Here is a 26,243-nt window from a genome sequence, read left to right as displayed (position 1 = left end):
AATCAAATGAGTTGATTTAAAACGTCCTGGACCCGTCGCCGCGCTCTCGATGACCGCCCGTTGGGGCACCCTTGCCGGAAAAGCTTCATGACGCGCGTCGCGCCCCTCATCCTCGAGACCCCCGCCGAGATCGGCCAGCAGCTTGCCACGCGTATTCTGGACGGCCTCGACGGCGCCCGTGCCGCCGGCCGGTCCTATCTGCTCGGCTGCCCCGGCGGCCGCAGTGCGAAGCCGGTTTACGATGCGCTCGGCGCCCTCCTCGCCGCCGCGCCGCGGTCGATCGCCCACCTCGTCATCGTGATGATGGACGAATATGTGGTGGAGACCGCCGACGGCTTCGCCTATGTCGATCCTACCGCCCATTTCTCCTGCCGCCGCTTCGCCGTCGAGGAGATCGCCGCCGTCCTGAACGCGGGGCTCGCAGAAGCCGATCGCGTGCCCGCGGACGCCATCTGGCTGCCCGACCCGGCGGCGCCCGAGGCCTATGACGGCCGCATCGAGGCGGCCGGCGGTATCGACCTGTTCCTCCTCGCCTCCGGCGCCAGCGACGGCCACGTCGCCTTCAACCCGGCCGGCACGTCGCGCGGGACGCGCTCCCACATCGTGACGCTCGCGATCGACACCCGCCGCGACAACATGAAGACCTTCCCGGCCTTCCGCGACCTTTCCGAGGTGCCGACCCATGGCGTTTCGGTCGGCGTCGACACCATCGCCCGGCTCTCCAAGTCCGCCGCGATGATCGTCTGGGGCCGTCAGAAGCAGCTCGCCTTCTGGTACCTCACCCACGGCGAGCACTACGATCCGGCCTGGCCGGCGACGGTGATCTTCGATTGCCGCGAGCCGTCGCTCTACGCCGATCGCGCGGCCGCGGAACGCACTCCAGAGCAGACTGCATGACGGATGGCATGACCGATGGCATGACGGGCCGCCCGGCCTCCGCCGCGACGGCGATCGGCATCGACGTCGGCGCGACCAAGATCGCGGCCGGCCTCGTCGACCTCGCGAGCGGCGCGATCCTCACCGAGCGCATCGTGGCGACGCCCCATGCCGAAGGCGGTGCGGCGGTCATGGCCCGCATCGTCGAGACGGCCGAGGCCGCCTTCGCCGATGCGGCGGCCCTCGGCGGCACGCCGATCGGGATAGGGCTCGGCGTGCCCGAGCTCGTGGACAATGCCGGCCGCGTCGCGAGCCGGTGGAATTTCGACTGGCGGGGGATCGACCCGGCGCAGGCGCTCTGCGCCCTCGGCCCGGTCGTCGTCGAGAGCGACGTGCGCGCCGCGGCGCTCGGCGAAATCCGCTTCGGCCATGGGCGGACGCTGCCGAGCTTCGTCTATGTCTCGGCCGGCTCCGGCCTCTCCTACACCCTGTGCGACCACGGCCGCGTCCACCGTGGCGCCAACGGCTTCGCCATCCATTTCGGCTCGAGCGACATCGCCGCGGTCGATCCCAAGACGGGGCGGCAGAGCCTCTTCAACCTCGAAGGATACGCCTCGGGCGTCGGCATGGGCTCGACGCTCTCGGCCGCGCTCGGCCATCCGGTCGACACCCGCGACATCGTCGGCGGCCGGGCCGGCGAGGCGGGCGCGGAGCTCCTCGAAAAGGCCACCAACGCCCTCGCGAGCTTCCTCGGGCAGATGGTCAACATGCTCGATCCCCATGGGATCGTGATCGGCGGCGGGCTCGGCTCCGCGCCGGCCTATTTCGACCGGGTGGCGGCGAAGGTACCGGGCTTCATCTGGGCCGAGGCCTGCCGCAGCCTACCGATCCTCCAGAGCGCCCTCGGCCCGCGCGCCGGCATCGTCGGCGCCGCGGCGGCCTGCGCCGCTCTGAACGAGACGCCGGCCAGGTAGGTCCCGTCCGGGATCGGTCCGTTCACGTGCCGCGGATGCCCTTCAGGTCTTGTAGGCTTCCTGCGGCTCGCCGCTCAGGATCCAGTTCTGGCCGGGATCGGCCTCCAGCGTCGCAAGAATCGGCGTCGTCGCCGCGCCGAGCGCGATCAGGTCGCGCTCCAGATGTCCGAGCTTGAGCCGCGGCGCCGCGCGGTCGTCGCGCACCGCGATGGTGTGGTGGAGCGGCTCGGCAGCGGCGACCAGACGCGCGATCAAGGCTTCCGGCAGCAGGCTCCCGATCAGCACGGCCTGGGGGTCGAGCACGTTTTCGAGCACCGAGACGACCCAGCGCAGATGTCGCGCGGCGTCCGCGATCCAGGCATCGACCGCCTCCGGGTGACGCGCCACCAAGGCTGCGAAGGCGACCGGATCGTCGAAGCTCTCGCCGGCGCCGACACGGCGCCGCAGCCCCTCGATCGAGAGCACGCTTTCCAGGTGGTCCTCGCCGCCGCCGGCAACCGGGACCAGGAGACGCCCGACCTCGCCCGCGTTGCCCCAGCCGCCGCGGAAGATGGTGCCGTTCTCGACGAGCCCGCAGCCGAGGCCGTAGCCGAGGAAGAGATAGCAGAAGCTCTTGAGGTCGCGCCCGTTGCCGAACGTCGCCTCGCCGAGCGCCCCGGCATTCGCGTCGTTCTCGACGACGACCGCGAGGCCGGTCTCCTCCGACAGGCGGCGGTCGAGGGCGTAGCTGCCGAACGTCGCCCAGAACGAGCCTTCGATGCTCGGCGTGTCGAGCACATGGCGGTCGCGCAAGAGCGGCGAGGCGACGCCGATGCCCCACACCCGCTCGCGCGGCGGTGCGCCTTCGTCGAGCACCGCATCGATCAGCGCCCGCACCTCGGCGTGCATGCCTTCGAGGCTCGTCGCGGTCAGCCGCCGCTCGATGCGCACCTGCGGGGCGAAGTCGAAATCGACCAGCGTGCCGCACAGATAATCCCGGTCGAGGTGGATGCCGACGCCGAAGGCGGCATCGGCGACCAAGCGGAAATTGGTCGGCGGCTGTCCTTTGCCGCCGTAGGTCTTGCCGACCGGCTCGATCAACCCCGCCCGTTCGAGCTCGTCGGTGATGTTGGAGATCGATTGGGGGCTGAGGCCGGTGATGCGGGCAAGCTCCGCCCGGCTCGAAACCTGGCCGCGCCGGATCAGGTCGAGCACCGTCTGGCGGTTCAGCCGCTTGGTGAATTCGTGGTTCTTGCCGAGGCTCGGCGCTCTCACGGTGGGTCCTGGCGTCTAAATCAAGTTGCTGGATTAATCTAACACCATGGCCCGCCTCGCAGACAAGGAATGCCGTGACGAAAAGCGACCCGGGGGCGAACGCGCGGCGCGCGGGAACGGGCAATGGCGCCCATGCGCCGGCGTCCTGTAGTCTCGCCCCGTCATATCGGCGCCGCGCGCCTTCGGAGGACGCATGCCAACGATCGCCGCCTATGTGCTGGCCGCTGCCGCGGAAATCGGCGGGTGTTTCGCCTTCTGGGCGGTGGTCCGGCTCGGCAAGAGCCCGTGGTGGCTCGGCGCCGGCCTCGCCTCCCTCGTCCTTTTCGCGACCGCGCTCACCGTCGTCGACAGCGCCGCCGCCGGACGCGCTTATGCCGCCTATGGCGGCGTCTACATCGTCGCCTCGATCGTCTGGCTCGCCCTCGTCGAGGGCGTCCGCCCGGATCGCTTCGATCTCGCGGGCGCCGCGATCTGCCTCGTCGGTGCCGGCATCATCCTGTTCGGCCCGCGCGGCTGAGCGCATTTCGGCCGCGTCAGGCCCAGATCGCCATCCGAAGGCCGCGCCCATCCCGCGGTGGATCGGACGGGAAGGATTGTGCTCGGCCGTCGAGAATGCGTTCCGCGATGAGAGAAAGGACGGCCGCGTCGAGGCGGTCGTCCTCGCCGAGGCCGGGAGGCCTGCGCACCTCGAAGAAGGCCGGCGGAAAGCCCATCCGCTCCAGAAGCGCCCGCCGCTCGGCGAGACCGGGCGCATGGCCCTCCTGGCGGACGCGCTTCGGCAGCGTCATCGGCCGCTCGCCGTTCAAGCGCCAGAAGGCGAGCTCCGGGTGGGATTCGTAGACCCGCGCTTCGAGGTCTGGACGCATGGCGTCGTCGACCTCCCGGATCTTCGGAAAGATCATGAAGCATTGCTTGGCGACCGCCCGCGGCGGATCGGAATAGGCGCGGGCGAGCGTGCAGGCGAGACGATAATCGTCGCCCGAGTCCATCACCGCGGCGCGGCAGGGCACGGAGAAGACCGAGGATTGCCGCGCGCCGAGAAGCGGACGCACGAAACGCTCCGCCGCGCGGCCGCCGACGCCCGCGGTGCGGTCCGGCAGGCCGATCGGCATGTCGACGGCGATGATCGCCGGCGCTTCGGGCAGCGCCAGCACGTCGGCGAACCGCGCCGCCTTCAGGAGCACGGGCGCAGCCGCCGGCCGTTCGAGATCGCGCAGCACCACGGCCCAGCCGCCCGGGCAGCCGTCGACGCCCGCAACGACCGGCCGCAGCCCGCTCATCCGCCGGTGAGCGGCCGGGCGACCCGGCGCGGCGAGGCGGTGGCGAGCCGGCGCACCTGCACCCGCGCCGCCGGCGAGACGATCGCCTCCTGCGCCGCGTGGTAGACGAGTTCGTCGGCGCCCGCCTTCACCGAGCGCACCACCATCTCGTAGGTCGTCGAGGCCGCACGGGTCAGCGCCGCCTCCGCGCCCGCGCCCGACAGGAGGGCGTCGGTCAGCATGGCGCAGATGAGGTCGCCGACCCCGTTCGGCGCGCCCTCGACGCGGGGATGTTCGGCGAGATAGGCGCTGTCGGGCGTCGCGAAAATCGTAGCGAGCGCGCCTTTCATCATCGCCGGGGCGGAGGTCGCGAGCACCCGCGCCGGGCCGAGCGCGCGGGCCGCGTTCGCCGCCTCGTCGGGGGTCGTGATGGTCCGGCCGGTCGCCCAGCCGAGCTCGAACACGTTCGGTGTCGCGACGTCGGCGATGGGGAGGAGCACGTCGCGCACCGCCGTCGCCGTCGCCTCGGGAACGTAGAGCCCGCCTTCATCGCCGACGACGGGATCGCAGACATAGAGGGCGGCCGGGTTCGCCGCCTTGAGCGCGGCGACGAGACCGGCGACCGCCTCGGCCTGGGCGGCCGAGCCGAGATAGCCCGAGATCACGGCGCCGACCTCGGCGAGCCAGGGCGCGCGGGCGAGATCCGCGAGGGCGGCGGCGAAGGCATCGTCCGGCGGCACGATGCGGGTGGCGCGGCCGTGGCCCGGATGCCAGGGCAGGAAAATCGTCGGCACCTGCCAGACCCGATGGCCGAGCCGTTCGAGGGTGAACGTCATCACCCGGGTGCCGACCCCACCGCGGGCGACGATCGAGGAGATCAGGATCACCGCGGGCTTGGCCCCGGCAGGCTGCGGCGCACCCGGCTGCGGCGTCCGAGCGGCGGCGGCGGGTGCGGCCGAAGACGAAGCGGCGGGATCGGAAGGGGTGGGATTGGAAGAGGCGGGATCGGACATGGCAAAGCCGGAAAAGGCGCCGCCCGCGACCGGACGGCCAGGCGCGGCGCGCCCCGCACCCTGCCTATCCGATTTCGACGGCGGACCACAATGGCGGCGGGGGGAGAGCGGACCGCGACGGCTGTTGGGGAGATCGCATCCGCTCGCCGTCACCACCCTCGCCGCATTGGCCACGGCAATCGCCCTCTCCATCGTCATTGCCGGCCTTGTGCCGGCAACCCAGGGGCGGCAACCACCGAGTGCGCAGCCCTTGGGTCCCCGGGACAAGCCCGGGGATGACCACGGCGAGGACCCGGCCGCCTCATTAAGGCTCGCTTCTCACTTCGCCGGTGACCATTGGAAAGGAGGGCTCTCAGGTCTTGAAGGCGACACGGTCGCCCCCGCGCGCGTCCGGGTGAGTGGCCGGAACGCGCGGGATTCGCGTCAGATGCCGAGTTCCTTGAACATCGCATCCGGATCAGCGAAACGCCGCAAATCCTCACCACGCTCACTTTTCGCCAGAGTCTCGGCCGTCAGCGCGTTGGGCTTAAGTCCGACCGAAGGCGTCGTCGCCTCGGTGGCGATCGGGGCTGTTGAAGCCGCCACGGCGCGCTGTTCTGTCATGGTTCATCCCTCTTCAGCTGCCCGCCAGCACCCCGCTCAATCCTCGCGGTAGCCGCCCTCGCTCGAGGCGTCGCCGTCTTCGTCGGTGAGCGGCGAGCCCGGAATGACGTAGCGGCCGGAGAGCCAGCGGTTGAGATCGACGTCGGCGCAGCGCTTGGAACAGAACGGCCGGTGCGCCTTGACGGCGAGCTTGCCGCAGATCGGGCACGGGCGTGCGCGGAACGTCTCGTCCGCGGTCTCGGTGCCGCCGCTCATGCTTCGACCGTCTGCATCGCGGCGCCGTCGGCCCAGGCCCGCGTCAGGGGATAGCCCTCGCCGGCGAGCAGCGCCGCCGTCTCGAACAAGGGCAAACCGATCACCGACGAATGGGAGCCGATGAGATCGGCGACGAACACCGCCGCAAGGCCCTGGATGGCGTAGCCGCCCGCCTTGCCCTTCCACTCGCCGCTCGCGACATAGGCGTCGATCTCCGCCTTCGACAGCCGCTTGAACTTGACCCGCGTCTCGACCCGCTTCTCGCGGATCTTGCCGGAGGGCGAGATCAGGCAGATCGCCGTGTTGACCCGGTGGGAGCGGCCCGACAGCCGAGCCAGGCAGGCGCGCGCCTCGCGCTCGGTCTCGGCCTTCGGCAGCACCCGGCGGCCGACCGAGACGACGGTGTCGGCGGCGAGCACGAAGGGGGCCTTACGCTCTTCGCCGAGGAACCGCTCGCGCGCGACCTCGGCCTTGCGTTTGGCGAGCCGCACCGCGAGCACGCGCGGCGGCTCGTCCGGCAGCGGAGACTCGTCGAGTTCGGCCGGGAAGAGATGCTCGGGCACGACGCCGATCTGTTCGAGGAGTGCGAGGCGCCGCGGCGATCCGGAGGCGAGCACGAGCGGAGCATGATCGATCATCGGCAGACGATTTCCCGTGTGGAGGTCGGACGGCGCAGGCGCCCCCAACGCGATGGAAGACCCCGTTTGGCCCTGTCCGTCAAGCCGGCAGGCGTCGGAGGCCGGTCACGGCACGCTCGGGGCGGCCACGCTCGGCGGGCCGAGACGGGCGAGGATGCGCCGTTCGAGATCGCGGCGCACCGCGCGGTAGGCGTCGAGGATCTGGGCGCGCGAGCCCGTCGCCGCAGTCGGATCGGAGATCGGCCAATATTCGACCTCGAGTGCGTCGGTGCGGGTGAGTTCGAGGATGTGGTGGTGGGCCTCCGGCGCCAGGGTGACGACGAGGTCGAAATTCATGTCCTCGAGATCGTCCACCGAGGTCGGCCGGTGGCCGGAGATGTCGAGCCCGACCTCCTGCATCGCCGCCGCGGCGAAGGGATCCTTCTCGCCGGGCAGGATGCCGGCCGAGCGCACATAGATCTCCTTGGGGAAATAATGGCGGGCGAGCGCGGCGGCCATCGGCGAGCGCACCGCATTCTGCCGGCAGACGAACAGGACGGCGCCCGGACGGTCCCTCATGGCGCGACCATCCGTGTGGCATCGAGGTCGTCGTAAGGCGTGGATGCACAGCGGCCGTCTGGGCCGCCGCTTCCTTCTTCCCGTCGGGGAAAAGGTGCCTCGGAGGGGCAGACGAGGGGACGGGCGATGCGGACGATTGGGGTCACCACGGATTCACGAGCGGCGTGAAACCTCCCCTCATCCGGCCCTTCGGGCCACCTTCTCCCCGCCCGCGGGGAGAAGGAGACGGGGCGAAGCCGCAGGCGTCGCTTCGTCACGGGGATGACGGCCACCGCCTCAGCCCTTCCAGTGGAGGGCGCAGATCAGGGTGAAGAGGCGGCGGGCGGTATCGAAATCGATCTCGATCTTGCCCTCGAGCCGCTCCATCAGAAGCTGCGAGCCCTCGTTGTGGATGCCGCGCCGGCCCATGTCGATCGCCTCGATCTGGCTCGGCGAGGCGGACCGGATCGCCTGATAATAGCTCTCGCAGATCAGGAAATAATCCTTGAGCACCCCGCGGAAAGGGCTGAGCGAGAGGAGATGGGTGGCGACGGGGCGGCCGTCCGGCCGGGTGATGTCGAGGACGAGCCGCCGCTCGCGGATCGCGAGGGTGAGCTTGTAGGGCCCGTCCTCGGTGTCGCCGACCGGCGCGAAGGTGTTCTCCTCGACGAGGTCGTAGATCGCGATCGCGCGCTCGTGGTCGATGTCGCGGGTGGTGCGGGCGATCGAGGCTTCGTCGAGGGTGACCGCGACGAGCCTGCGCGCCGCCGCGGCGGGACCGCCCGTCCCGCCGTGCCCGGCCGCTCCGCCTTCGCCCGAGGATTCCATCGCCGCGCCGTCTCCCACAGGCGGTAAAGCTTCGCGGTCGCCGCCCGCGTCCCCGTGCCGGCCGCGCCGCCGGTCAGAGGTTCAATCGAATACCGACCGAACGGCCGTGTGCGTCAAGCCCCTCGGCCTTGGCGAGCGCGATCGCCGCCGGCCCGAGCGCCCTTAAGCCCCCGGCGTCGCAGCGCAGGATCGAGGTGCGCTTGACGAAATCGAGCACGGAGAGCCCCGACGAGAAGCGCGCCGAGCGGGCGGTCGGCAGCACGTGGTTGGAGCCGCCGACATAATCGCCGATCACCTCCGGCGTGTGGCGGCCGAGGAAGACGGCGCCGGCATTGCGGATGCGCTCGAACAGCGTCTCGGGCTCGGCGACGGCGAGTTCCAGGTGCTCGGCGGCGATGCGGTCGGCGAGCGGCGGCGCCTCGGCGAGATCGCCGAGCAGGATGATCGCGCCGTAATCGCGCCACGAGGCGGCGGCGACCGCACCGCGGGGAAGCCGCGTGAGCTGGCGCGCGACGGCCGCCTCGACCGCGTCGGCGAAGGCAGCGTCGTCGGTCATCAGGATCGATTGGGCGGCGGTGTCGTGCTCGGCCTGGGCGAGCAGGTCGGCGGCGATCCAGTCGGGATCGTTGTCGCCGTCGGCGATGACGAGGACTTCGGACGGGCCGGCGATCATGTCGATGCCGACCGTGCCGAACACGCGCCGCTTCGCCGCCGCCACATAGGCGTTGCCCGGCCCGACGATCTTGTCGACCGGCCGGATGGTCTCGGTGCCGTAGGCGAGCGCGGCCACCGCCTGGGCCCCGCCGACGCGGTAGATCTCGTCGACCCCGGCGAGCCGGGCGGCGACGAGGACGAGGGGATTGAGGACCCCGTCCGGCGTCGGCACCACCATCACGAGGCGATCGACGCCGGCGACCTTGGCCGGCACGGCGTTCATCAGCACCGAGCTCGGATAGCTCGCGGTACCTCCGGGCACATAGAGGCCGACCGCCTCGATCGCCGTCCAGCGGTGGCCGAGCTCGATGCCGAGCGCGTCGACATAGCGCTCGTCCGCCGGCTTCTGGCGGCGATGGTGGGATTCGATGCGGTCGCGGGCGAAGGCGAGCGCGGCCCGCGTCTCCGCGTCGACCGCAGCCTCCGCCGCGTCGAGCTCCGCCTCGCCGACCGCGATCCCCGTCGCGCCGAGGTCGAGCCGGTCGAAGCGGCGGGTGAACTCGATCAGCGCCTTGTCCCCGTCCGCCCGGACGGCGTCCACGATGGTGGCCACGGTCGCATCGACCTCGGCCGAGACCTCACGCTTGGTGGCGAGGAAAGCGGAAAAGCGCGCGCCGAAATCGGCATCGCGGGAAGACAGGCGGATCGCCACGAAAGGGACTCCCGGGGAACGAAGGGCAGAAGATTGAATTCGACGCCGATAGAAAAACGCGGAACGGCCGCGGGCTCAAGCGCCCGAAGGCTCGAGCGCCGAAAGTCTCAAGCGCCGTGGTCCGGGGTGCGGCGGGCGCGCCAGGCGGCGCCGAGATCGCCGAGGCGGGCCTCGACGCATTCGACCGTAAGGCGGATGCGGGCGCCGCCGCCGAGATGGAGCTGGATCGTCCCCTCCGGCGCGCCCTCGGCCGCGGGATGGAAGGTGATGGCGAGGAGCACGGTGACGGCATCCGGATCGCCGAGCGGGAGCCCGGTCGCCTTCACCGCGGTGACGCGGTCGAAATTGAGCACCGCCCCGCGGCGCTCGGCCTCGCGGCCGGCGGTGCGCGCCGCCTTCTCCCAGACGAAGCGGTTGAGGGGGACGACGAAGCGATGCTCGGGGGCGAACCATTTCGCCTGAGCCGGGCGGAACACGGCATCCTGGACATGAGCCGAGACGATCGCGAGGTCCTCGTCGTCGAGGGCGACCAGCTTCGCGAGTTGCCTGTCAGCGTCCATGTCCGCGTCCATCCACCGGGTCAAGAAGGCGGGCCGGCTCCCTCGGGGGGCGAGGAGCGGCTCGTCGGCTAGTTAGGGGCCACCCGCGGCGGACGCAACCCATGGCTTTCGACGCAGCGACGCGGCGGGCGACGCACGCGCTTCAGAAAGATGCGAGCGGGCCTGGTGCCGCGCCGTCGAGACGCTTCTGGAAGAAGGTGCGCCGGCCGCCGCGCGGCTGGTCGGCGATCTCGCCGAACACGGTGTAGCCGCAGCGTTCGTAGAAGCGGCGGGCGTCCGGATTGAGGGTGTCGAGCCAGACGCCGAGGCAGCCGCGCCCGCGCGCCGCCGCTTCCGCCTCGGCCAGGAGACGGCGGCCGAGGCCGGTGCCGCGTGCCCTCTCCGGCACGAACAGGAGCTCGACGAACAGCCAATCGAAGGCGCTCCGCCCCCACAGCCCGCCGACCACCGCCCCGCCCGCTCCGTCGCGCAGCACGATCGCGAGATAGCGGCCGTTCGCCGGGGCGATCGCCGCGGTGTTGAAGGCGACGAGCGGCCGCACAATCGCATCCCGCAGAGCGAGATCGGGATCGTCGACCCGGTCGAGGGCGAGCCCGCCGCCCGAGAGGTCGCCGTCGCCGCGGGCCTGCATCACCGAACCCTCACCGCGCCGCGCGCTTCGCCTCGATGACGTCCCACAGGATCGCGGCGCCGTCCGGCCCGCCGAGCCGCTTGATCGCCCGCAGCCCCGTCGGGGCCGTCACGTTGATCTCGGTGAGGTGGCCGTCGATCACGTCGATGCCGACGAGGAGGAGGCCCCGGGCGGCGAGATCGGGACCGATGCGGGCGCAGATCTCGCGCTCCCGCTCGGTCAGGTCGGTCGCCGCCGCGGCCCCGCCGCGCACCATGTTGGAGCGCAGATCGTCGGCCGCCGGCACCCGGTTCACCGCCCCGGCGAACTCGCCCTCGATGAGGATGATGCGCTTGTCGCCGTGCTTCACCGCGGGGAGGAACTGCTGCACCACCCAGGGCTCGCGGAAGGTCGTCGAGAAGAGATCGAACAGCGAGCCGAAATTGAGGTCGTCGCGGGTCAGGCGGAACACCGAGGCGCCGCCGTGGCCGTAGAGCGGCTTCATGACGATGTCGCCGAACTCGCGGCGGAAGGCGTCGATCTCGCCGCGGTCGCGGGTGATCAGCGTCGGCGGCATCAAATCCGGATAATGGGTGACGAAGATCTTCTCCGGCGCGTTGCGCACCTCGGCCGGGTCGTTGACGACGAGGGTGCGCGGATGGACGCGCTCCAGGAGATGGGTCGCCGTGATGTAGGCGAGGTCGAACGGCGGGTCCTGGCGCATCAGAACGACGTCGAAATCCTCGACCGCCCAGCGCTCCGGCTCGCCCGCGGTGAAATGGTCGCCGGGCTGATCGCGGACGGTGACCGGCGTGACGGTCACGAACACCTTGCCGTCGCGCATCGCGAGCTTGTCGGGGGTGTAATGAAAGAGCGCGTGGCCGCGGGCCTGCGCCTCGAGCATCAGGGCGAAGCCCGAATCCCCGGCGATCCGGAGGGCGGCGAGCGGGTCGGTCTGAACGGCGACCTTGAGCGGCGGCGACATGAGGGCACTCCGAGCACGGGCGGGCCCCGGAGATATGATCCCGCCGCCGCGTCCTGTCCATCGCCGCGGCGCTGCGGCTCGCGCCGATGCGGCCCGCCGCTCCCGGAGCCCCTCCGGCCCCGCCTTGCCAGCCGGCGCGTCAGGGTTGAAGATCGCGCCCCTCCTCTCCTCGGATCCGCCTCATGCACGAAACCGCCAGTGAAGCCAGCCATCAGGGCACCCACGATTTCGTGGACGACCCGCGCAACGCCTCGATCCTGATCTCGGTCAACGGCGCCTTGAAGCCGCGCGCGGAGGCGGCGGTCTCCGTGTTCGATTCGGGGTTCGTGCTCGGCGACGGCGTGTGGGAGGGCCTGCGTCTCGTCGATGGCGGCCTCGCCTTTCTCGACGCCCATCTCGACCGGCTCTATGCCGGCGCGAAGGCGATCATGATGAAGGTCGGCCTCGACCGCCGCGCCTTGGCCGAGCGGGTGTTCGACTGCCTCGAGGCGAACGGCATGACCGACGGCGTGCACATCCGCCTGATGGTGACGCGCGGCGTCAAGCGCACGCCCTACCAGGACCCGCGCATGACGATCGGGCCGGCGACCATCGTCATCATTCCCGAATACAAGACGCCGCTGCCGGCGGTGACGCGTCGCGGGCTCAAGCTCTTCACCGTCCACATCCGCCGCACCGGCCCGGCCGAGCAGGACCAGAAGCTCAATTCCCACTCGAAGCTCAATTGCATCCTCGCCTGCATCCAGGCGGCCGAGGCGGGCGCCGACGAAGCCCTGATGCTCGACGATGCCGGCGCAGTCGCCACCTGCAACTCGACCCACTTCTTCATCGTCCGCGACGGCGCGGTGTGGACCTCCGACGGGCTCTATTGCCTCGGCGGCATCACCCGGGCGAACGTCATCCGGCTCTGCCGGGAGGCGGGGATTCCGGTGTTCGAGAAGCGCTTCTCGCTCGTCGACGTCTACGGCGCCGACGAGGCGTTCGTGACCGGCTCGTTCGCCGGGCTCACCCCCGTTCGCAACGTCGACGGCCGCGACATCGGCGAGATGCCGGCCGACGGCGATCAGGCCGGCCCCGTGACGCGCCGGCTCCAGGGCCTCTACCGCGACCTCCTCCGCCGCGAACTGACCCGGCGCGGCGATCTCGACCGCACCGCCGGAGCCGCGGCATGACAGCCGGAGTGACGGCGCCGGTCCGGATCGCGATGTGGTCCGGCCCGCGCAACATCTCGACCGCGATGATGCGCTCGTTCGAGAACCGCTGGGACACCGCCGTCGTCGACGAGCCGTTCTATGCGGCGTTCCTCGCCGAAACCGGGCTCGACCACCCGATGCGCGAGACGGTGATCGCGGCGGGCGAGCGCGACTGGCGCAAGGTCGCCGACGCCCTCACCGGGCCGGTGCCGGACGGGCGCCGCGTGTTCTACCAGAAGCACATGACGCACCACATGATCCCGTCGATCGGGCGGGACTTCATGGCGCATCCCGAGATCGTCAACGCCTTCCTGATCCGCGATCCAGAAAGCGTGCTCGCCTCCTATTCGGCGAAGCGGGAGAGCGCGACTTTGTTCGACATCGGCTTCGTCGAGCAGGAGGCCCTTTTTCTCGCGGTCGCCGATCGGCTCGGCCGGGCGCCGCCGGTGATCGAGGGCGCCGACGTGCTGGCCGACCCGGCGGGCACGCTGTCGGCGCTCTGCGCCGCGGTCGGCATCCCGTTCGAGCCGGCGATGCTGAAATGGCCGGCCGGGCGGCGGGCCACCGACGGCGTCTGGGCGCCCCATTGGTACCACGCGGTCGAAGCCTCGACCGGCTTCGGCCCGCCACGGCCGCCGGCCGCCTTCGACGACCTGCCGGATGCCCTCAAGCCCGTCGCCGAGGCCGCCCGCCCGATCTACGAGCGCCTCGCCCGCCACCGCCTCGCCGCCGCCTGAGACGATCCGGCGGCGACGTAGGCGGCACGCCGTCAGGAGCCCGGCTGCCTCAGGTCCCGACCGGGCCGCCATCGGCCTTGGTGATGACGATCACCGACGGGCGGGGCGGCGTATCCGGCTTGAAATCGGGCCAGCGGGTGGAGACCTTGTCGAGGCTTTCGGAATTCTCGCCCGGGTGCTGGACCGACAGAAAGAGGGTCTTGCCGTCCGGGGTGAAGGCAGGGCTGGAACATTCGGACCCAACCGGCGGGGAATAGAACAGCTTCGGCAGCGCCCGGCCCTCGCCCTCCGTATCGAGCACGTAGAGCGCGTCGTTGAAGCCGGCGTCCGGCGGCCCGTCGGTGCAGACATACATGCGCCCGCTCGGGTCGAACCCGATATTATCGGGATCGGTGAACCAGCCGTTGCCCGACGTGCCCGGATGATAGAGTGCCTTCGCCTCTGGGTTCTTCGGGTCGCCGCACAAGATGAAGATGTCCCAGCGGTAGGTTTCGGCGGCGTGATCGGCCTTGTGCGCGGCGTCGACCGCAGCCCCGGGCGGGATCAGCTCGATGAGATGGCCCTCGGGGTTGGGCGCGCGGGGGTTCGGCGCGTTGACCTGGGCGAGGGTGATGTCGGTATTTTCCGTCAGCGCCACATAGATCTTGCCGGTCTTGGGATTGACCGAGAAGCCCTCCGGGGCGTCCATCGGCGTCGCGCCGACGAGATCGGCGGCGAGCCGCGTCTTGACCGCGACGTCGGCCTGGCTCGCAAAGCCGTTCTCGGCGGTGAGCTTGCCCGTGCCGTGGACGAGGGGAACCCACTCCAGCGTCATGTCGTCCTTGAAGCGGGCGACGGAGAGCGTGCCGTCGTCCAGGAGATCGCGGTTCGCCTCCCGGTTCGCCGGGTCGAAGCGTCCGGCGGTGACGAAGCGATAGAGGTAGTCGAACTCGTGATCGTCGGCGAGATAGACGACGATGCGCCCGTCGGGCGCCTGCGCGATGGTCGCCGTCTCGTGGGTGAAGCGGCCGAGCGCCGTCCGCTTGACCGGCTGCGCGGCCGGATCGAACGGATCGATCTCGACCACCCAATCGAAGCGGTTCGGCTCGTTCGGCTCGGCTTCGTAATTGAAGCGCGGGTCGACGCGGTCCCAGCCGTAGGAATTCTCGGGCTCGGAGGCCCCGTAGCGCGCGAGGAGCTTGGCATCGGGGGTCTTGCGCGGGTCGCCGCCGAACCAGCCGTCGAAGCCCTCTTCGCAGCTCAGGACGGTGCCCCAGGGCGTGACGCCGCCGTTGCAATTGTCGAAGGTGCCGAGAACCGTGCGCCCCTCCGGGTCCGCCTTCGTGCGCAGCATGGGATGACCCGCCGCGGGGCCGGAGATGCGGATCGGCGTCGTTGCGGTGATGCGCCGCGCATAAGAACTGTCGGGAACGACGTCCCAGCCGGACGCGCCCTTGCGGATCTCGACCACGGAATTGCCGACCGACTGCATCGTGACGGCGATCTGCTCGGGCGACATCTTCGCCGCGGCGTCGCCCTCGGTCAGCCCCGGCCACATGAGCTGCGGATTCGGATATTCGTGATTGACGAAGAGGAGGCCGTGCTCCGAGTTCTGCGACCCGTACGGCAGAGGCAGGAAGACGAGCATGTCGCAATTGACGCCGAATTGGCCGGCGGCGGCCGAAGCCGTCTGCCGGAGCGCATCGAAGGCGGGCGCGTTCGGCAAAATCGGGTCGCCCCAGCGCAGCAGGACGGCGCGCTCGTAACCCTCCGCCCAATGATCGTGATCGTCCATGACGCGGGCGAGTTCGGGGAACGTGGCGCTCGACGGCGCGGTGCCTTCGGCGAGCGCGCGGGCCGGCGGAAGGGACAGCGCCGCGGCGGCCGCCACGCCTCCGGCGAGGAGCGCCCGCCGCGTCATCGCGGTCTGGACGAGGGCCGACAGCGGCTCCTGGTCGAGCCCCGCGACGCGCGGAATGAGCCGCCCCTTGTCGGTGGTGGCGAAGGCCAGCGGAGAGGCCGTCGTGTCGAGCCGACGCCGCGCTTCGATACGCTTGTTCATGCACGCCCCCGTTCCTTGATCCGCCCAAATAGCGGCACGGCGAGCGTCCGCCCGGCACCTGACGGCGGCATGACGATTGCGTGCTGCGCGCGAACGCAACGCGCCGGCAGGGTTCACGTTCGCGTCACCGCCTGAGGCGATCGGCGCGGGCGCGGCCGGGCGCCCGCCTCTCGACGAAGCCGGCGGGCCGAGGCATGCTCCGGCCGCTTCGTTCGGCCGTCCGCCTTGTCGGCGGGGAGGGCGCGGATGGGCTTCGGAGACACCCTGAGATGAGCGCCGCCGATTTCATCGTCACCAATGCCCGCGTCATCACCATGGACCCGGATCGGCCGCGCGCCGACGCCGTGGCGGTCGCCGGCAATCGGATCATCGCGGTCGGCGACCATGATTCGGTGATGGATCTGCGCGGACCCGGGACCCGGGTGTTCGACGCCGAAGGCGGCAGCGTGACGCCGGGCTTCGTCGAATCCCATCTCCACGTCTTCACCGGCGGCGTCGAGCTCGACCAGTGTCATCTGAGCGGCGTCACCGGCGCCGAGGCGCTCCGCGACACGGTCCTGACCTACGCCGAAGCGCGGCCGGACGAGCCGCTGCTGATCGGCCAGGGCGCGCTCTACACCATTCTGTCCGAAGAGGCCGTCATCACCCGCCAGGACCTCGACGCGGTGATCGCCGATCGGCCCTTCGTGATGTTCTCGCCCGACCACCACACCGCCTGGGCCAACACCGCGGCGCTCGAAAAGGCCGGCCTGCTCCAGGGCCGGGCCGTCGGTGTCGGCAGCGAGGTGGTGATGGGGCCGGACGGCCTCGCCAACGGCGAATTGCGCGAAAGCCCGGCCTTCTCGCCGGTGCTCGCGCTGTCGACGACCGGCGGGCGCGAACGCCTCGGCCTCGCGACCGGCCGCGATCCCGACCCGGCGCCGAGCGCGGCCGACCGGGCGCGTGATCAGGCCGTGATGAAGCGTTCGCTCGATTATCTCGCCCGTAACGGCATCACGTCGTTCCACAACATGGACGGCAATCCCTACACCCTCGAGCTCATCGACGCGGTGAACCGGGACGGCGGCTTCGCCGTGCGCGGCCGGGTGCCGTTCCATTTCGTCAAGGAGATGGAGCCGGCAGCGCTCGAGATCGCGCTTCAGATGCGCGCCCGCTACGACGACGACCGCCTGCGCTCGGGCTACGTCAAGTTCTTCATGGACGGCGTCATCGAGAGCCGCACCGCGGTGATGGCGGACGATTATGCCGATCAGCCCGGCTGGCGCGGCGAGCCCTTGTTCGAGGCCGAGCGCTTCGCGGCGCTCGCGACCGAAATCGACCGGCTCGGCTTCCAGATCGCCGTCCACGCCATCGGCGACGGCGCGGTGAAGATGGTGCTCGACGGCTACGAGGCGGCGGCGCGGGCGAACGGCCGCCGCGACAGCCGCCACCGCATCGAGCACATCGAGGTGATCCGGCCGCAGGACATCGCCCGCTTGGCCGATCTCGGCGTGCTCGGCTCGGTGCAGCCGCCGCATCCGCCGGGCTCGTTCTTCCCGCTCGAGCCGACCATGACGCGCATCGGCGAAGCCAAGTGGCCCTATTCCTATGCCTGGAACAGCCTGCGCGACGCCGGGGTCCGCCTCGTCTTCGCCAGCGACTGGCCGGTGGCGCCGATCGATCCCCTGTTCGGCATCCAGTGCGCCATGACCCGCAAGGCCTATGCCCCGGGCCTCGCCGACCATCGCCAGACCCTCGACCAGGCGATCGCCGGCTACACCATCGACGGCGCCTATGCGGAGTTCACCGAAGACCGCAAGGGTCGCCTCAAGCCCGGCTACTATGCGGATCTGGTCGTCCTCTCCGGCGACCTGGAGCGGGCGGAGCCGGAGTCGATCGGCCGCATCGAGCCGGTGCTGACCCTCTGCGACGGCGTCGTCACCTACGAGGCGTGAGGCCCGGCGGGAGGCATCCGTCACAACAGTTGTTCTCGAATAAACAAATGTTGTAAGCTCCTGTCGTCCGGCGCGGAAAGCGCTGCTGCGAGGCACGGCATGAGCACCTTGACCGACCAGGAACGCGCCGTGCTCGACGCGATCGCCGCCGACCCCTTCGCGGGGCAGCAGGCGATCGCCGACCGCCTCGGCATGCCGCGCTCCACCGTCGCCGCCCACATCGCCCAGCTGGTCCGAAAGGGGCGGCTGCTCGGCCGCGCCTATGTCCTGGCGCCGGTGCGCTCGGTTCTCGTCGTCGGCGGCGCCGTGATCGACCGCAAATATCGCGCCTTCGAGCCGGTCCGTGCCGACACCTCGAACCCGGTGTCGAGCGGACGCACCTTCGGCGGCGTCGGCCGCAACGTCGCCGAACAGCTCGCCCGCGCGGGCGTTGCGACCCGCTTCGCCTCCGCGGTCGGCGACGACGACAACGGCCGCGCCCTGCTCGCCCACCTCAAGGCGGCCGGAGCCGACGTGAGCGGCGTCGCCGTGCTGCCCGGCGCGCCGACCGCCGAATATGTCGCCGTGCTCGAGCCCGACGGCAGCCTGCACGCGGGCCTCGCCGACATGGCGATCTTCGACCGCATCGCCCCCGAAGATCTCGACCGCCTCGCGCCCGCCTTCGCCGCCTCCGATTGGGTCTTCTTCGATGCCAATCTCCCGGCGCGGGTGATCGCGGCGATCGTCGAGCACGGCCGGCGCAGCGGCTGCCGCATCGCGGCGGATGCGGTTTCGGTCGCCAAGGCGCGCAAGCTGCCGGGCGACCTCACCGGCATCGACCTCCTGTTCCTCAACCGCGACGAGGCGGCCGCCGTCCTCGGCGAGACCGCCCCCAGTGATGTGGTGCCGGAGCGGACGGCCGAGGCCCTCGTCGCTCGCGGCGCCACCGCCGTGGTGCTGACCCTCGGCGCCGCCGGGCTCGTCATCGCCCGCCGCGCCAGTCCACCGGTCCGCGTCGCTGCCGAGCCGGCGGCGGTCGTGGACGTCACCGGCGCGGGCGACGCCCTCGTCGCCGGCACCCTCGCCCGTCTCGTCGCCGGCGACGATCTCGTCTCCGCCGCCGCCGTCGGCGCCCGGCTCGCCGCCATCACCGTCGCCGGCGCGGCCAGCGTCCACCCGACGCTCGGCCCCGACCTCCTCGAAGACCTCGCCCTCGCGGCGACCGCGGCGCTCTAGAGCGCCCCTGGCAAGGATCGACCCATGATCACCTCCCCGTCCGGCGCGTCCGCCGCCGCCAGTTCCGCGCTCTCGCCCCTCGTCCGCATCAGCGGGGAGGTGCGGGCGGCGCTCGACGACGGGCGCGGCCTCGTCGCGCTCGAATCGACCATCATCACCCACGGCATGCCCTGGCCCGAAAATCTCGACATGGCCCGCGCCGTGGAAGATGCCGTGCGGGCGCAGAGCGCAGTGCCGGCGACGATCGCCGTGATCGACGGCCACCTCCAGGTCGGCCTCGACGATGCGGCGCTCGAAAGCCTCGCCCGCGGCGGCACGAGCGCGATCAAAGTATCGCGCCGCGATCTCGCGGTCGCCGCCGTGCGCAAGGCGACCGGCGGCACCACCGTCGCCGCCACCATGATCGCGGCGGCCGCGGCCGGCATCGCCGTGTTCGCGACCGGCGGCATCGGCGGCGTCCATCGCGGTGCGGAGACGACCTTCGACATCTCCGCCGACCTCGAGGAGCTCGGCAACACGCCGGTCGCAGTCGTCTGCGCGGGCGCGAAGTCGATCCTCGATATCCCCAAGACCCTCGAATATCTGGAGACCCGGGGCGTGCCGGTCCTCGGCTACCGCACCGACGTGTTCCCCGCCTTCTTCTCCCGCGAGAGCGGCTCGGGCGTCGACGCCCGCTTCGACAGCGCGGCCGAGATCGCGGCGGTCATCGCGGCGCAGCGCGCCTACGGCCTGAAGGGCGGCATCCTGATCGGCAATCCGGCGCCGGAGGAGGATGCTTTGCCGGCAAATAAGATCGATTCCACCATCGCCGCCGCGCTCGAGGACGCCGACCGCGCGGGCATCGCGGGCAAGGACATCACCCCGTTCCTGCTCGGCCGCATCAAGGACCTGAGCGGCGGCGCGAGCCTCAAGGCGAACATCGCGCTCGTCCTCAACAATGCCCGCCTCGCCGGCGCTATCGCGACCGAGCTCGCCGCGCTGCGCCGGTCGGCCTGATCGCGCGGACGCCAAGACCCACGGCGGTCGAGGCGCGCTGCCCTCAGCGCGCCCGGCGCAGCCGGCCGTGGAGCGTCAGCACCGCGAGGCCGGCGGCGAGGCCCCAGAACGCCGAGCCGATGCCGGCGATCGAAAGGCCCGAGGCCGTCAGCAAGAAGGCGACGAGGGCGGCGGGGCGGTCCGCCTCCTCCTTGAGGCCGGCGACCAGCGACGATCCGAACGCCCCGAGGAGGGCGAGGCCGGCCACCGCCTGGATCAGCACCGGCGGGGTCGTCGTCACGGTGGCGACCGCGAGCGGCGCGAGCGCTGCGAGAGCAAGATAGGCGAACCCGCCCGACACTGCCGCGATCCAGCGCCGCGCCGGCTCCGGGTCGGCGTCGGGTCCGGCGATCAGCGCCGCGGTGATCGCGGCGAGGTTGATCGTGTGTCCGCCGAACGGCGCGATCAGCATCGAGGCGAGGCCGGTCGCCCGGAACAGCGGGCCCGCCGCCGGCCGGAAGCCGAAGGCGGCGAGCACCGCGAAGCCCGGAATGTTCTGGGAGGCCATCGTCACGATGAAGAGCGGCAGGCCGAGCCCGACGATCGCACCGAGGGTGAAGCGCGGCATCACCCATTCGAAATGAGGGCCGAACGACGCGACTCTGGCCGCGGCGGATAAGGGTTCGACGGCGATGAGGAGAACCAGCGCGACCGCGACCGCCGCCGGCACCGCATAGAGCCGCGCGAAGCGGCCAACGAGCAGAAACACCGCGATGACCGCGACGACCGGGCCGGGATCGACCGACAAAGCCGCGAACGGGGCGAGGCAGAGTTTCAGGAGCACGCCGGCGAGCATCGCCGAGGCGAGCGCCGGCGGGATCGCGCCGACGACCCGGGCGAGCGGCCGCCAAAAGCCGGCGACGAGGATCAGCGCGCCCGCGAAGACGAACGCCCCGAGCGCCGCCGGATAGCCGCCCTCGACCGCGCCGGTCGCGATCATCAGGGCGGAACCCGGCGTCGACCAGGCGATGCCGATCGGTAGCCGGGTCCGAAGCGCGACGATCAGCATCACGAGGCCGGTCGCGAGGCAGACGATGGTGAGGCCCGAGGCCGCCTGCGCGCCGGTCGCGCCGACCGCGCCGAAGCCCTGCACCACGATCGCAAAGGAACTGCCGAAGCCGACCAGGGCGGCGAGCACGCCGCCGATCAACGCCTGGATCGGAATGCCGCGGCGGGCGGGCGACGGGGAGATGGTCGCCGGGTCGGCGGTCTCCGGGTTGGCTTGGGACATCTGCAGGCTCGGCGTCGAGGCGGGTTGGCGATCGGATCCGGCCGGCATCTTGTGGACAGGGCGGCGGGATATCGGAAATTTCACGTGTTTTCAGGAGAATCCGCGAATAAGCGGCGGAGGCGAGGGCGGCAACCGATCCGGCTCCATTGAATCGGAAAGCCAATCGAACCTAAACTGGATATGGCCACCAATCAATCGGAGCCGCCTTGGACTCCGGCGGGGCGCACCGGCCCGTTTGGGCGGCGGCGGACCGCGCACCACACGAGGGCCATCGCGCGTCGGGCGATCGCGATCGATGGACGGGGCGGTCACGAAGGCGGGACGACCTGAGATGGCGGATCCGAAAGGGCGGATGACCTGAGATGCCGGACGATCTCACGAGCGCTCTCGCCCGCCTGCCGGGCGCCGACAAAGCGCGCCCCGCGACGGCGGCGAGCCATGTCGAGGCGGTGCTGCGCAAGGCGATCCTGTCGGGCGCGCTCGCGGGCGGCACGCCGTTGCGCCAGGAGGCGCTGGCGAGCGCCTTCGGGGTGAGCCGGATGCCGATCCGCGAGGCCCTGACCCGGCTCGAGGCCCAGGCCCTCGTCTCCCACCTGCCGAACCGGGGCGCCGTGGTCGCCGAGATTTCCGCCGCCGACGCCGCCGACGTCACGGCGATCCGCGCGGCGCTCGAACCGGCGGCCCTGCGGCTCTCTGTGCCGCGGCTGCGCCAGGCCGATCTCGACACCGCCGCGGCGGTCATCGAGGAGATCGACCGGGAGACGGATCCAGGCCGCATGGGCGAGCTCAACCGCCGCTTCCATATGGCGCTTTACGGCGCGGCCGGGCAGCCGCGGCTGCTCGCCCTCGTCGAACGTCATCTCGTCGCCGCCGACGCCCCGCTGCGCTTCCAACTCGCGGCCCTGGGCCGGGCCGCGATGTCCAACGAGGATCATTGGGCGATATGGGCAGCGGCGCGGGAGGGCCGCACCGACGAGGCGTGCGCGATCCTGGAGCGCCACATCCGCCACGGCGGCGAAGACCTCGCCGCCTTCCTCGCCGAACGGGTACGCGGCGCGAACGAGTCGAATGCGGCCTGAGCCGCGCGACACGTGGCCGGCGCGAGGAAGCGGACAGGACGGGGACAACCGGGGAAGACAATAGCTGCGGGCCGGCCCTGGGGGGAGGCCGGCCCGCGCGCGCTTCCGGCGGGGGATCCGAAGATCACCGAACACGCTCAACCCGGAGCCTCAGGGGGGCTGGGGGGCTGACATTTTCCGAAGCCCGGCAAAGCGTTCATCGGAAGCGACGACAAGGATCATTGCCCCCCAACGTGGCCCGTGGGGGGCGGTATTGGGGCAACATCGTGAAGCTTTGTGGCCTCGCGCATCCGTGACCCACGCGTGCACCGAATGCGCCCTCCCTCTTGCGCCCGATCGTGCGACACCCGATCATGAAGCGAGGATGACGAACGGGAGGCGCGTTTGAGCGACAGCGATACGCCGGAAAGCGTCCGCGGCGGGCCGGATCGAGACCTGATCGACCGGGACCTGCCCCATAAAGACCTGCCCCATAACGACCGGCCCGAGAGCCCCGCCTTCGAACCGCGCCGACTCTCCCTGCCACAGGCTCCGCGGGCCGGGTCGCCGAACAAGCCCCAGGGAGCCCCGTCGCCCTCCCGGCCCCACTTGGTCGCCGCCGGTGCCGATCCCGATCCCCGCGGCGACGGCCGCTCTCCGGAGGGCAAGGTGGGCGAGGTTCGCGCCATCGCCTTCGACCGCCGCGAACTCGACGCCATCCTGCGCCTCTACGGCCGCATGGTCGCCGCCGGCGAATGGCGCGACTACGCGATCGATTTCCGCCGCGAGGAAGCGGTGTTCTCTGTCTATCGCCGCACCAGCGAGATGCCGCTTTACCGCATCGTCAAGGCGCCGAAGCTCGCCCGCAAGCAGGGCGCCTATTCGGTCGTCGCGGCCGGCGGCATGATCCTGAAGCGCGGCCCAGACCTCGGGCGCGTGCTCGCCGTGCTCGAGCCGAAACGTGACCTCCGCGTCGTCATCTGAGCGTGCCGCCGGCGCCGGGGCGCCGAACCCGACCGCCGTCCCGCCGCGCCGTCCCGCCCTGCCGGCGGCGTTGACGCTGTTGTCGCTCTGCGCATAGCTGGCGAGCCGGCTGGTGCGGCGAACGGAGCGAACGTGCGTCATTCTCTGATTTGCGGCCTTCTCGCAGCCCTCCTCTCGGCGGGCGCAGCCCACGCCGGCGAAGATCCCGCCCCCCAGAATGCCAACCCCATAAGCCAGAGCCCCGCGCCCCCCATTTCCGCAAGCCCCATCCCCGCGGGTTTGCAGGAGCACGACGTCTCCCATTACGCGATCGCGGCGGATCTCACATACGTCCAGACGAGCACGATCGACTTCCTGGTGAAGCGCCCGCAGGACATCGATTATGCCGGGCAGAGCGATGTCACCTACGATCCTGCGACGAGTGCGGTGAAGCTCCTCGAAGCCTGGGTGGACGAGCCGGACGGGACGCGTCACGTCGCGCCCCGAACGCGGTGTTCGTGCGGCCGAGCGCAGCGAGCCGGGAGGCGCCGGGCTTCGTCTCCACCGACACCGCGACCGTGGAACTCCCCCAGGTCGGGATCGGCAGCCGGGTCCATATCAAATACGAAATGCGGGTGTCGAAGCCCCTGCCGATGGGCATCAACCTCGCCGAATATGCCGAGCTCTTCGTGCCGATGGCGATCGACGTCTCGATCGACGTGCCGCCGTCGGTGCCCCTCAAGGTCGGCCAGCAGGGCGGCGTCGCCATCACGGACACGACGCAGAACGGCCTGCGCCACATCACCGCCCATGCCGAGGTGCGCGGCGTCTCCTATGACGACGAGGAGCCCCACATGGTCTCCCCGGCACAGCTTCGCCCGACCTTCTTCGCCTCGACCTTCCCGAGCTACGAGGCGATCGGCGCCTGGTATCGCGACCGCAGCGCCGGCAAGGCCGCCGTGACGCCGGAGATCGCCGCGCTCGCCCACCGCATCGTCGGCGGAGCGACGGGGCGCGACGCCGCCCGGCTCATCTATGATTGGGTCGCCGGCAACGTGCGCTACCTCGCCGTCTATCTCGGCGCGACCGACGATTGGGTGCCTCACGACGCCGCGACGGTGCTCAAGAACGGCTACGGCGATTGCAAGGACCACGTCGTGCTGATGCAGGCGCTGCTCGCCGCGGTGGGCGTCCGCTCGGCGCCGGCCTTGGTCGATTGGGACAACCGCTTCGTGCCGCTGCCGATCGCGACGCCAGACAATTTCAACCACACGATCATCTATCTCCCGGATTTCGACCTGTTCGCCAATCCGACCAGCGAATACACGCCGTTCGGCGCGCTCGACGCCGATCTGAGCGGCAAGCTCGTCGTGGTCGCGGGCGATCCGGTCGCGGTGCGCCAGACGCCGGCCGCCGTGCCCTCCGACAACCGCTTCGCCTACACGGCCGAGATGAGCCTCGGCGCCGACGGATCGCTCGTCGGCACGTCCGAGGCGACGATGTCGCGCAATGTCGAGATCGCCGAGCGCAGCGAATTCGGCGAGCGCGATTCCCTCGACGTCATGATGCGGGCGGAACTCGGCTCGACCCGCGAAGGCGGCTTCGGCCATCTCTCGATCACCGATCCGCGCGACCTCGACCGCCCGTTCACGATTCGCACGCGGTGGCAGAGCCCCCGTGCCGTGCCGCGCGACGCCACGGCCTTCACCCTGCCGGTCGGCCCCTCGTTCGCCCCGATCGGCAATCTCTGGGGCTACCTCACCCCGAACGGCACGCGGCGCTTCCCGCTCGATCTCGGCGCCCGCGATCTCGTCAGCGACCTCGCAATCCGCTTACCGCCCGGCAAGAGCCTCACGGCCCTGCCTCCGGCGGTGTCCGTGACGAACCCGGTCGGCCGCTACGAGGCGCACTACCGGCTCGATGACCCGACCCTGATCGTGCACCGGGAACTCGTGTTCGCCCGCCAGGTCGTCGAGCCGGCGCATTTCGCCGACGTCGAAGCCCTGATCTACGCCGTCCTCGACGACCAGCGCGCCATTCTCACCACGACGTCCACGGCGGGGCAGTAGGGGAGGGCCTGAGTCTCCAGACTTAAGTCATTGAAAACAGGCGCCCTTTACCCCTCCCCTGCCAGGGGGAGGGGTGGCGCGCAGCGCCGGGTTGGGGTTCTGTTCCGGGCGAGACCCCGGAGATGCCGAGCCCGGACCGACGGCGCCTTGCGGCGCCGGACCCCACCCTGATCGCCTTCGGCGATCTATCCCTCCTCCTGAAAGGGGAGGGATTCAGGGTGGCGACGCCCGAGTATTCGATGCAGCAGAAATCTGAGGCGACGCTGACCGGACCGACCTAAGCCTTTGAAAACCGGCACCTTTCACCCCTCCCCCTGACAGCGAAGGGACTCAAGGCGGCGAGGCCGTGGATCACGGCTCCGGATCGTCGGCGTGGCCGACGCGGTCGATGCGCTTCCAATAGAAGACGGTGTCGCAGGGCGTGCCGTCGGGCCACAGGGCGTAGCCCGGGATGGTGCCGACCGCGGTGTAACCGAGATCCTCGTAGAGGTGCTCGGCACCGGCGCCGGCGGTGTCGAGGGTCAACAGCGTGCGGCCGTGCAAGGCCGCCTCCTGCTCGGCGCGGAGCATGAGAGCCCGGCCGAGGCCGCGGCGGCGCGCGGTGCGGCGGACCAGAAGCTTCGAGACCTCCGCCCGGTGCGGCTGGTTCGGCGGCAGGCCGACCACCAATTGGACGGTGCCGACCGCCACGTCGTCCTGAACCGCGGCGAGCACGATGCGGTCGCCCCGCTCGACATCGTCGGCGACCTTCCACCAGAACGGCCGGGCGTCCTCCGCCTCGAACGGCGCGAGGAAGTTCACCGAAGCACCGCCCGCGACGCAATCGGCGAGCACATCGGCGAGTTCGTGAACCCGGGCGCGGACCTCGTCCGCCGTCAACACGACGATGACGGCATCCGGGTTGATGACTTCGTCTTCCGACATCGCCGTCTCCTCTCATCACCCGTCGCGTCCGGCCGCTTCGAAACGGTCGGACTTAAGCCTCGGCGGCGGCCAAGGGCCGCCGGAC

General features: G+C 70.9%; 26 protein-coding genes. 11 read left to right on the top strand and 15 right to left on the bottom strand.

The genetic code is table 11. The features are described 5' to 3' along the window. Positions 1–87: 87 nt before the first annotated feature. The gene (locus F0357_RS10945) at positions 88–897 is read left to right on the top strand and encodes a sugar phosphate isomerase family (RefSeq protein ID WP_153481097.1); all 810 of its coding nucleotides are present in this window, start codon (positions 88–90) and stop codon (positions 895–897) included. Then, on the top strand, positions 894–1,850 hold the full coding sequence (locus F0357_RS10940; protein WP_153481093.1) for an ROK family protein: 957 nt from the start codon (positions 894–896) through the stop codon (positions 1,848–1,850). Before F0357_RS10945 ends, F0357_RS10940 begins: the two co-directional genes overlap by 4 nt. 42 nt (positions 1,851–1,892) lie before the next feature. On the opposite strand, the gene F0357_RS10935 is transcribed toward F0357_RS10940, so the two are convergent. Next, a complete protein-coding gene (locus F0357_RS10935; protein WP_153481090.1) occupies positions 1,893–3,104 on the bottom strand; it encodes an ROK family transcriptional regulator in 1,212 nt (403 codons plus the stop codon). 193 nt (positions 3,105–3,297) lie between these two features. Between F0357_RS10935 and F0357_RS10930 the strand changes: the two genes are divergently transcribed. Beyond that, positions 3,298–3,621, top strand: a complete 324-nt coding sequence (locus tag F0357_RS10930; RefSeq protein WP_153481086.1) for a YnfA family protein — start codon at positions 3,298–3,300, stop codon at positions 3,619–3,621. A 16-nt stretch (positions 3,622–3,637) separates the two neighbouring features. Here the strand turns inward: F0357_RS10930 and F0357_RS10925 are convergent, their stop codons facing one another. The 11 genes from F0357_RS10925 to gshB form a co-directional block, all read right to left on the bottom strand. Beyond that, positions 3,638–4,384, bottom strand: coding sequence for a DUF429 domain-containing protein (locus tag F0357_RS10925; protein ID WP_153481083.1), 747 nt, complete (start codon positions 4,382–4,384; stop codon positions 3,638–3,640). After that, positions 4,381–5,250 (bottom strand): pyridoxal kinase, encoded by an 870-nt coding sequence (gene pdxY, locus F0357_RS10920; RefSeq protein ID WP_312861542.1) that lies wholly within the window; start codon positions 5,248–5,250, stop codon positions 4,381–4,383. The genes F0357_RS10925 and pdxY overlap by 4 nt, the downstream gene beginning before the upstream one ends. A 549-nt stretch (positions 5,251–5,799) precedes the next feature. Next, on the bottom strand, positions 5,800–5,979 hold the full coding sequence (locus F0357_RS10915) for a hypothetical protein (protein ID WP_153481072.1): 180 nt from the start codon (positions 5,977–5,979) through the stop codon (positions 5,800–5,802). A gap of 36 nt (positions 5,980–6,015) precedes the next feature. Further along, complete coding sequence (gene yacG, locus F0357_RS10910; RefSeq protein WP_153481069.1) at positions 6,016–6,234, bottom strand: DNA gyrase inhibitor YacG; 219 nt, start codon at positions 6,232–6,234, stop codon at positions 6,016–6,018. After that, on the bottom strand, positions 6,231–6,872 hold the full coding sequence (locus F0357_RS10905) for a Maf family nucleotide pyrophosphatase (protein WP_153481066.1): 642 nt from the start codon (positions 6,870–6,872) through the stop codon (positions 6,231–6,233). The genes yacG and F0357_RS10905 overlap by 4 nt, the downstream gene beginning before the upstream one ends. 105 nt (positions 6,873–6,977) lie before the next feature. Continuing rightward, a complete protein-coding gene (locus tag F0357_RS10900) occupies positions 6,978–7,430 on the bottom strand; it encodes an arsenate reductase ArsC (protein ID WP_153481064.1) in 453 nt (150 codons plus the stop codon). Positions 7,431–7,706: 276 nt separating this feature from the next. Next, positions 7,707–8,237, bottom strand: coding sequence for a UPF0262 family protein (locus F0357_RS10895; RefSeq protein WP_153481061.1), 531 nt, complete (start codon positions 8,235–8,237; stop codon positions 7,707–7,709). A 73-nt stretch (positions 8,238–8,310) separates the two neighbouring features. Further along, complete coding sequence (hisD, locus tag F0357_RS10890) at positions 8,311–9,603, bottom strand: histidinol dehydrogenase (protein WP_312861541.1); 1,293 nt, start codon at positions 9,601–9,603, stop codon at positions 8,311–8,313. Positions 9,604–9,710: 107 nt separating this feature from the next. After that, positions 9,711–10,163, bottom strand: coding sequence for a DUF2948 family protein (locus F0357_RS10885; RefSeq protein ID WP_153481059.1), 453 nt, complete (start codon positions 10,161–10,163; stop codon positions 9,711–9,713). Positions 10,164–10,305: 142 nt separating this feature from the next. After that, entirely contained in the window at positions 10,306–10,794 is a 489-nt protein-coding gene (locus F0357_RS10880; protein ID WP_153486664.1) for a GNAT family N-acetyltransferase, read from the bottom strand. Between the two features lie 10 nt (positions 10,795–10,804). Continuing rightward, complete coding sequence (gene gshB / locus F0357_RS10875; RefSeq protein WP_153481056.1) at positions 10,805–11,758, bottom strand: glutathione synthase; 954 nt, start codon at positions 11,756–11,758, stop codon at positions 10,805–10,807. A 182-nt stretch (positions 11,759–11,940) separates the two neighbouring features. On the opposite strand from gshB, the gene F0357_RS10870 reads away from it, so the two are divergent. Together F0357_RS10870 and F0357_RS10865 are read left to right on the top strand one after the other, a co-directional pair. Then, a complete protein-coding gene (locus F0357_RS10870; RefSeq protein WP_153481054.1) occupies positions 11,941–12,930 on the top strand; it encodes an aminotransferase class IV in 990 nt (329 codons plus the stop codon). Then, positions 12,927–13,688 (top strand): sulfotransferase-like domain-containing protein, encoded by a 762-nt coding sequence (locus F0357_RS10865; RefSeq protein ID WP_208948288.1) that lies wholly within the window; start codon positions 12,927–12,929, stop codon positions 13,686–13,688. The genes F0357_RS10870 and F0357_RS10865 overlap by 4 nt, the downstream gene beginning before the upstream one ends. A gap of 49 nt (positions 13,689–13,737) precedes the next feature. Here F0357_RS10865 and F0357_RS10860 read toward each other — a convergent pair whose 3' ends face one another. Further along, entirely contained in the window at positions 13,738–15,729 is a 1,992-nt protein-coding gene (locus F0357_RS10860; protein ID WP_246161426.1) for a PhoX family protein, read from the bottom strand. 269 nt (positions 15,730–15,998) lie between these two features. Between F0357_RS10860 and F0357_RS10855 the strand changes: the two genes are divergently transcribed. The 3 genes from F0357_RS10855 (at position 15,999) to F0357_RS10845 (ending at position 19,874) form a co-directional block, all read left to right on the top strand. Then, a complete protein-coding gene (locus F0357_RS10855) occupies positions 15,999–17,663 on the top strand; it encodes an amidohydrolase (protein ID WP_153481051.1) in 1,665 nt (554 codons plus the stop codon). 99 nt (positions 17,664–17,762) lie between these two features. Beyond that, positions 17,763–18,878, top strand: coding sequence for a carbohydrate kinase (locus tag F0357_RS10850; RefSeq protein WP_153481043.1), 1,116 nt, complete (start codon positions 17,763–17,765; stop codon positions 18,876–18,878). Positions 18,879–18,902: 24 nt separating this feature from the next. Further along, the gene (locus F0357_RS10845) at positions 18,903–19,874 is read left to right on the top strand and encodes a pseudouridine-5'-phosphate glycosidase (protein ID WP_153481039.1); all 972 of its coding nucleotides are present in this window, start codon (positions 18,903–18,905) and stop codon (positions 19,872–19,874) included. 43 nt (positions 19,875–19,917) lie between these two features. Here F0357_RS10845 and F0357_RS10840 read toward each other — a convergent pair whose 3' ends face one another. Next, a complete protein-coding gene (locus tag F0357_RS10840) occupies positions 19,918–21,144 on the bottom strand; it encodes a benzoate/H(+) symporter BenE family transporter (RefSeq protein ID WP_153481035.1) in 1,227 nt (408 codons plus the stop codon). 362 nt (positions 21,145–21,506) lie between these two features. On the opposite strand from F0357_RS10840, the gene F0357_RS10835 reads away from it, so the two are divergent. The 3 genes from F0357_RS10835 (at position 21,507) to F0357_RS10825 (ending at position 25,234) form a co-directional block, all read left to right on the top strand. Next, positions 21,507–22,223, top strand: coding sequence for a GntR family transcriptional regulator (locus F0357_RS10835; protein ID WP_153481025.1), 717 nt, complete (start codon positions 21,507–21,509; stop codon positions 22,221–22,223). A 588-nt stretch (positions 22,224–22,811) separates the two neighbouring features. Then, positions 22,812–23,186 (top strand): DUF2794 domain-containing protein, encoded by a 375-nt coding sequence (locus F0357_RS10830; RefSeq protein ID WP_153486652.1) that lies wholly within the window; start codon positions 22,812–22,814, stop codon positions 23,184–23,186. A 497-nt stretch (positions 23,187–23,683) separates the two neighbouring features. Next, positions 23,684–25,234, top strand: coding sequence for a transglutaminase domain-containing protein (locus F0357_RS10825; protein WP_153481021.1), 1,551 nt, complete (start codon positions 23,684–23,686; stop codon positions 25,232–25,234). A 351-nt stretch (positions 25,235–25,585) separates the two neighbouring features. Here the strand turns inward: F0357_RS10825 and F0357_RS10820 are convergent, their stop codons facing one another. Continuing rightward, on the bottom strand, positions 25,586–26,158 hold the full coding sequence (locus tag F0357_RS10820; protein WP_153481018.1) for a GNAT family N-acetyltransferase: 573 nt from the start codon (positions 26,156–26,158) through the stop codon (positions 25,586–25,588). Between the last annotated feature and the right edge of the window lie 85 nt (positions 26,159–26,243).

The organism is Segnochrobactrum spirostomi (assembly GCF_009600605.1).
In the GTDB taxonomy this organism is placed as follows: domain Bacteria; phylum Pseudomonadota; class Alphaproteobacteria; order Rhizobiales; family Segnochrobactraceae; genus Segnochrobactrum; species Segnochrobactrum spirostomi.
The sequence above is the reverse complement of the archived record's forward strand: the minus strand, read 5'-3'. Positions and strand labels throughout refer to the sequence as shown.

Excerpts from the sequence above, each read along its gene's own strand:
- F0357_RS10945 (WP_153481097.1), top strand. The coding sequence starts at position 88 with ATGACGCGCGTCGCGCCCCTCATCCTCGAGACCCCCGCCGAGATCGGC.
- F0357_RS10940 (WP_153481093.1), top strand. The coding sequence starts at position 894 with ATGACGGATGGCATGACCGATGGCATGACGGGCCGCCCGGCCTCCGCC.
- F0357_RS10930 (WP_153481086.1), top strand. The coding sequence starts at position 3,298 with ATGCCAACGATCGCCGCCTATGTGCTGGCCGCTGCCGCGGAAATCGGC.
- F0357_RS10925 (WP_153481083.1), bottom strand. The coding sequence starts at position 4,384 with ATGAGCGGGCTGCGGCCGGTCGTTGCGGGCGTCGACGGCTGCCCGGGC.
- F0357_RS10915 (WP_153481072.1), bottom strand. The coding sequence starts at position 5,979 with ATGACAGAACAGCGCGCCGTGGCGGCTTCAACAGCCCCGATCGCCACC.
- yacG (WP_153481069.1), bottom strand. The coding sequence starts at position 6,234 with ATGAGCGGCGGCACCGAGACCGCGGACGAGACGTTCCGCGCACGCCCG.
- F0357_RS10905 (WP_153481066.1), bottom strand. The coding sequence starts at position 6,872 with ATGATCGATCATGCTCCGCTCGTGCTCGCCTCCGGATCGCCGCGGCGC.
- F0357_RS10900 (WP_153481064.1), bottom strand. The coding sequence starts at position 7,430 with ATGAGGGACCGTCCGGGCGCCGTCCTGTTCGTCTGCCGGCAGAATGCG.
- F0357_RS10895 (WP_153481061.1), bottom strand. The coding sequence starts at position 8,237 with ATGGAATCCTCGGGCGAAGGCGGAGCGGCCGGGCACGGCGGGACGGGC.
- F0357_RS10885 (WP_153481059.1), bottom strand. The coding sequence starts at position 10,163 with ATGGACGCTGACAGGCAACTCGCGAAGCTGGTCGCCCTCGACGACGAG.
- F0357_RS10880 (WP_153486664.1), bottom strand. The coding sequence starts at position 10,794 with ATGCAGGCCCGCGGCGACGGCGACCTCTCGGGCGGCGGGCTCGCCCTC.
- gshB (WP_153481056.1), bottom strand. The coding sequence starts at position 11,758 with ATGTCGCCGCCGCTCAAGGTCGCCGTTCAGACCGACCCGCTCGCCGCC.
- F0357_RS10870 (WP_153481054.1), top strand. The coding sequence starts at position 11,941 with ATGCACGAAACCGCCAGTGAAGCCAGCCATCAGGGCACCCACGATTTC.
- F0357_RS10865 (WP_208948288.1), top strand. The coding sequence starts at position 12,927 with ATGACAGCCGGAGTGACGGCGCCGGTCCGGATCGCGATGTGGTCCGGC.
- F0357_RS10860 (WP_246161426.1), bottom strand. The coding sequence starts at position 15,729 with ATGAACAAGCGTATCGAAGCGCGGCGTCGGCTCGACACGACGGCCTCT.
- F0357_RS10855 (WP_153481051.1), top strand. The coding sequence starts at position 15,999 with ATGAGCGCCGCCGATTTCATCGTCACCAATGCCCGCGTCATCACCATG.
- F0357_RS10850 (WP_153481043.1), top strand. The coding sequence starts at position 17,763 with ATGAGCACCTTGACCGACCAGGAACGCGCCGTGCTCGACGCGATCGCC.
- F0357_RS10845 (WP_153481039.1), top strand. The coding sequence starts at position 18,903 with ATGATCACCTCCCCGTCCGGCGCGTCCGCCGCCGCCAGTTCCGCGCTC.
- F0357_RS10840 (WP_153481035.1), bottom strand. The coding sequence starts at position 21,144 with ATGTCCCAAGCCAACCCGGAGACCGCCGACCCGGCGACCATCTCCCCG.
- F0357_RS10835 (WP_153481025.1), top strand. The coding sequence starts at position 21,507 with ATGCCGGACGATCTCACGAGCGCTCTCGCCCGCCTGCCGGGCGCCGAC.
- F0357_RS10820 (WP_153481018.1), bottom strand. The coding sequence starts at position 26,158 with ATGTCGGAAGACGAAGTCATCAACCCGGATGCCGTCATCGTCGTGTTG.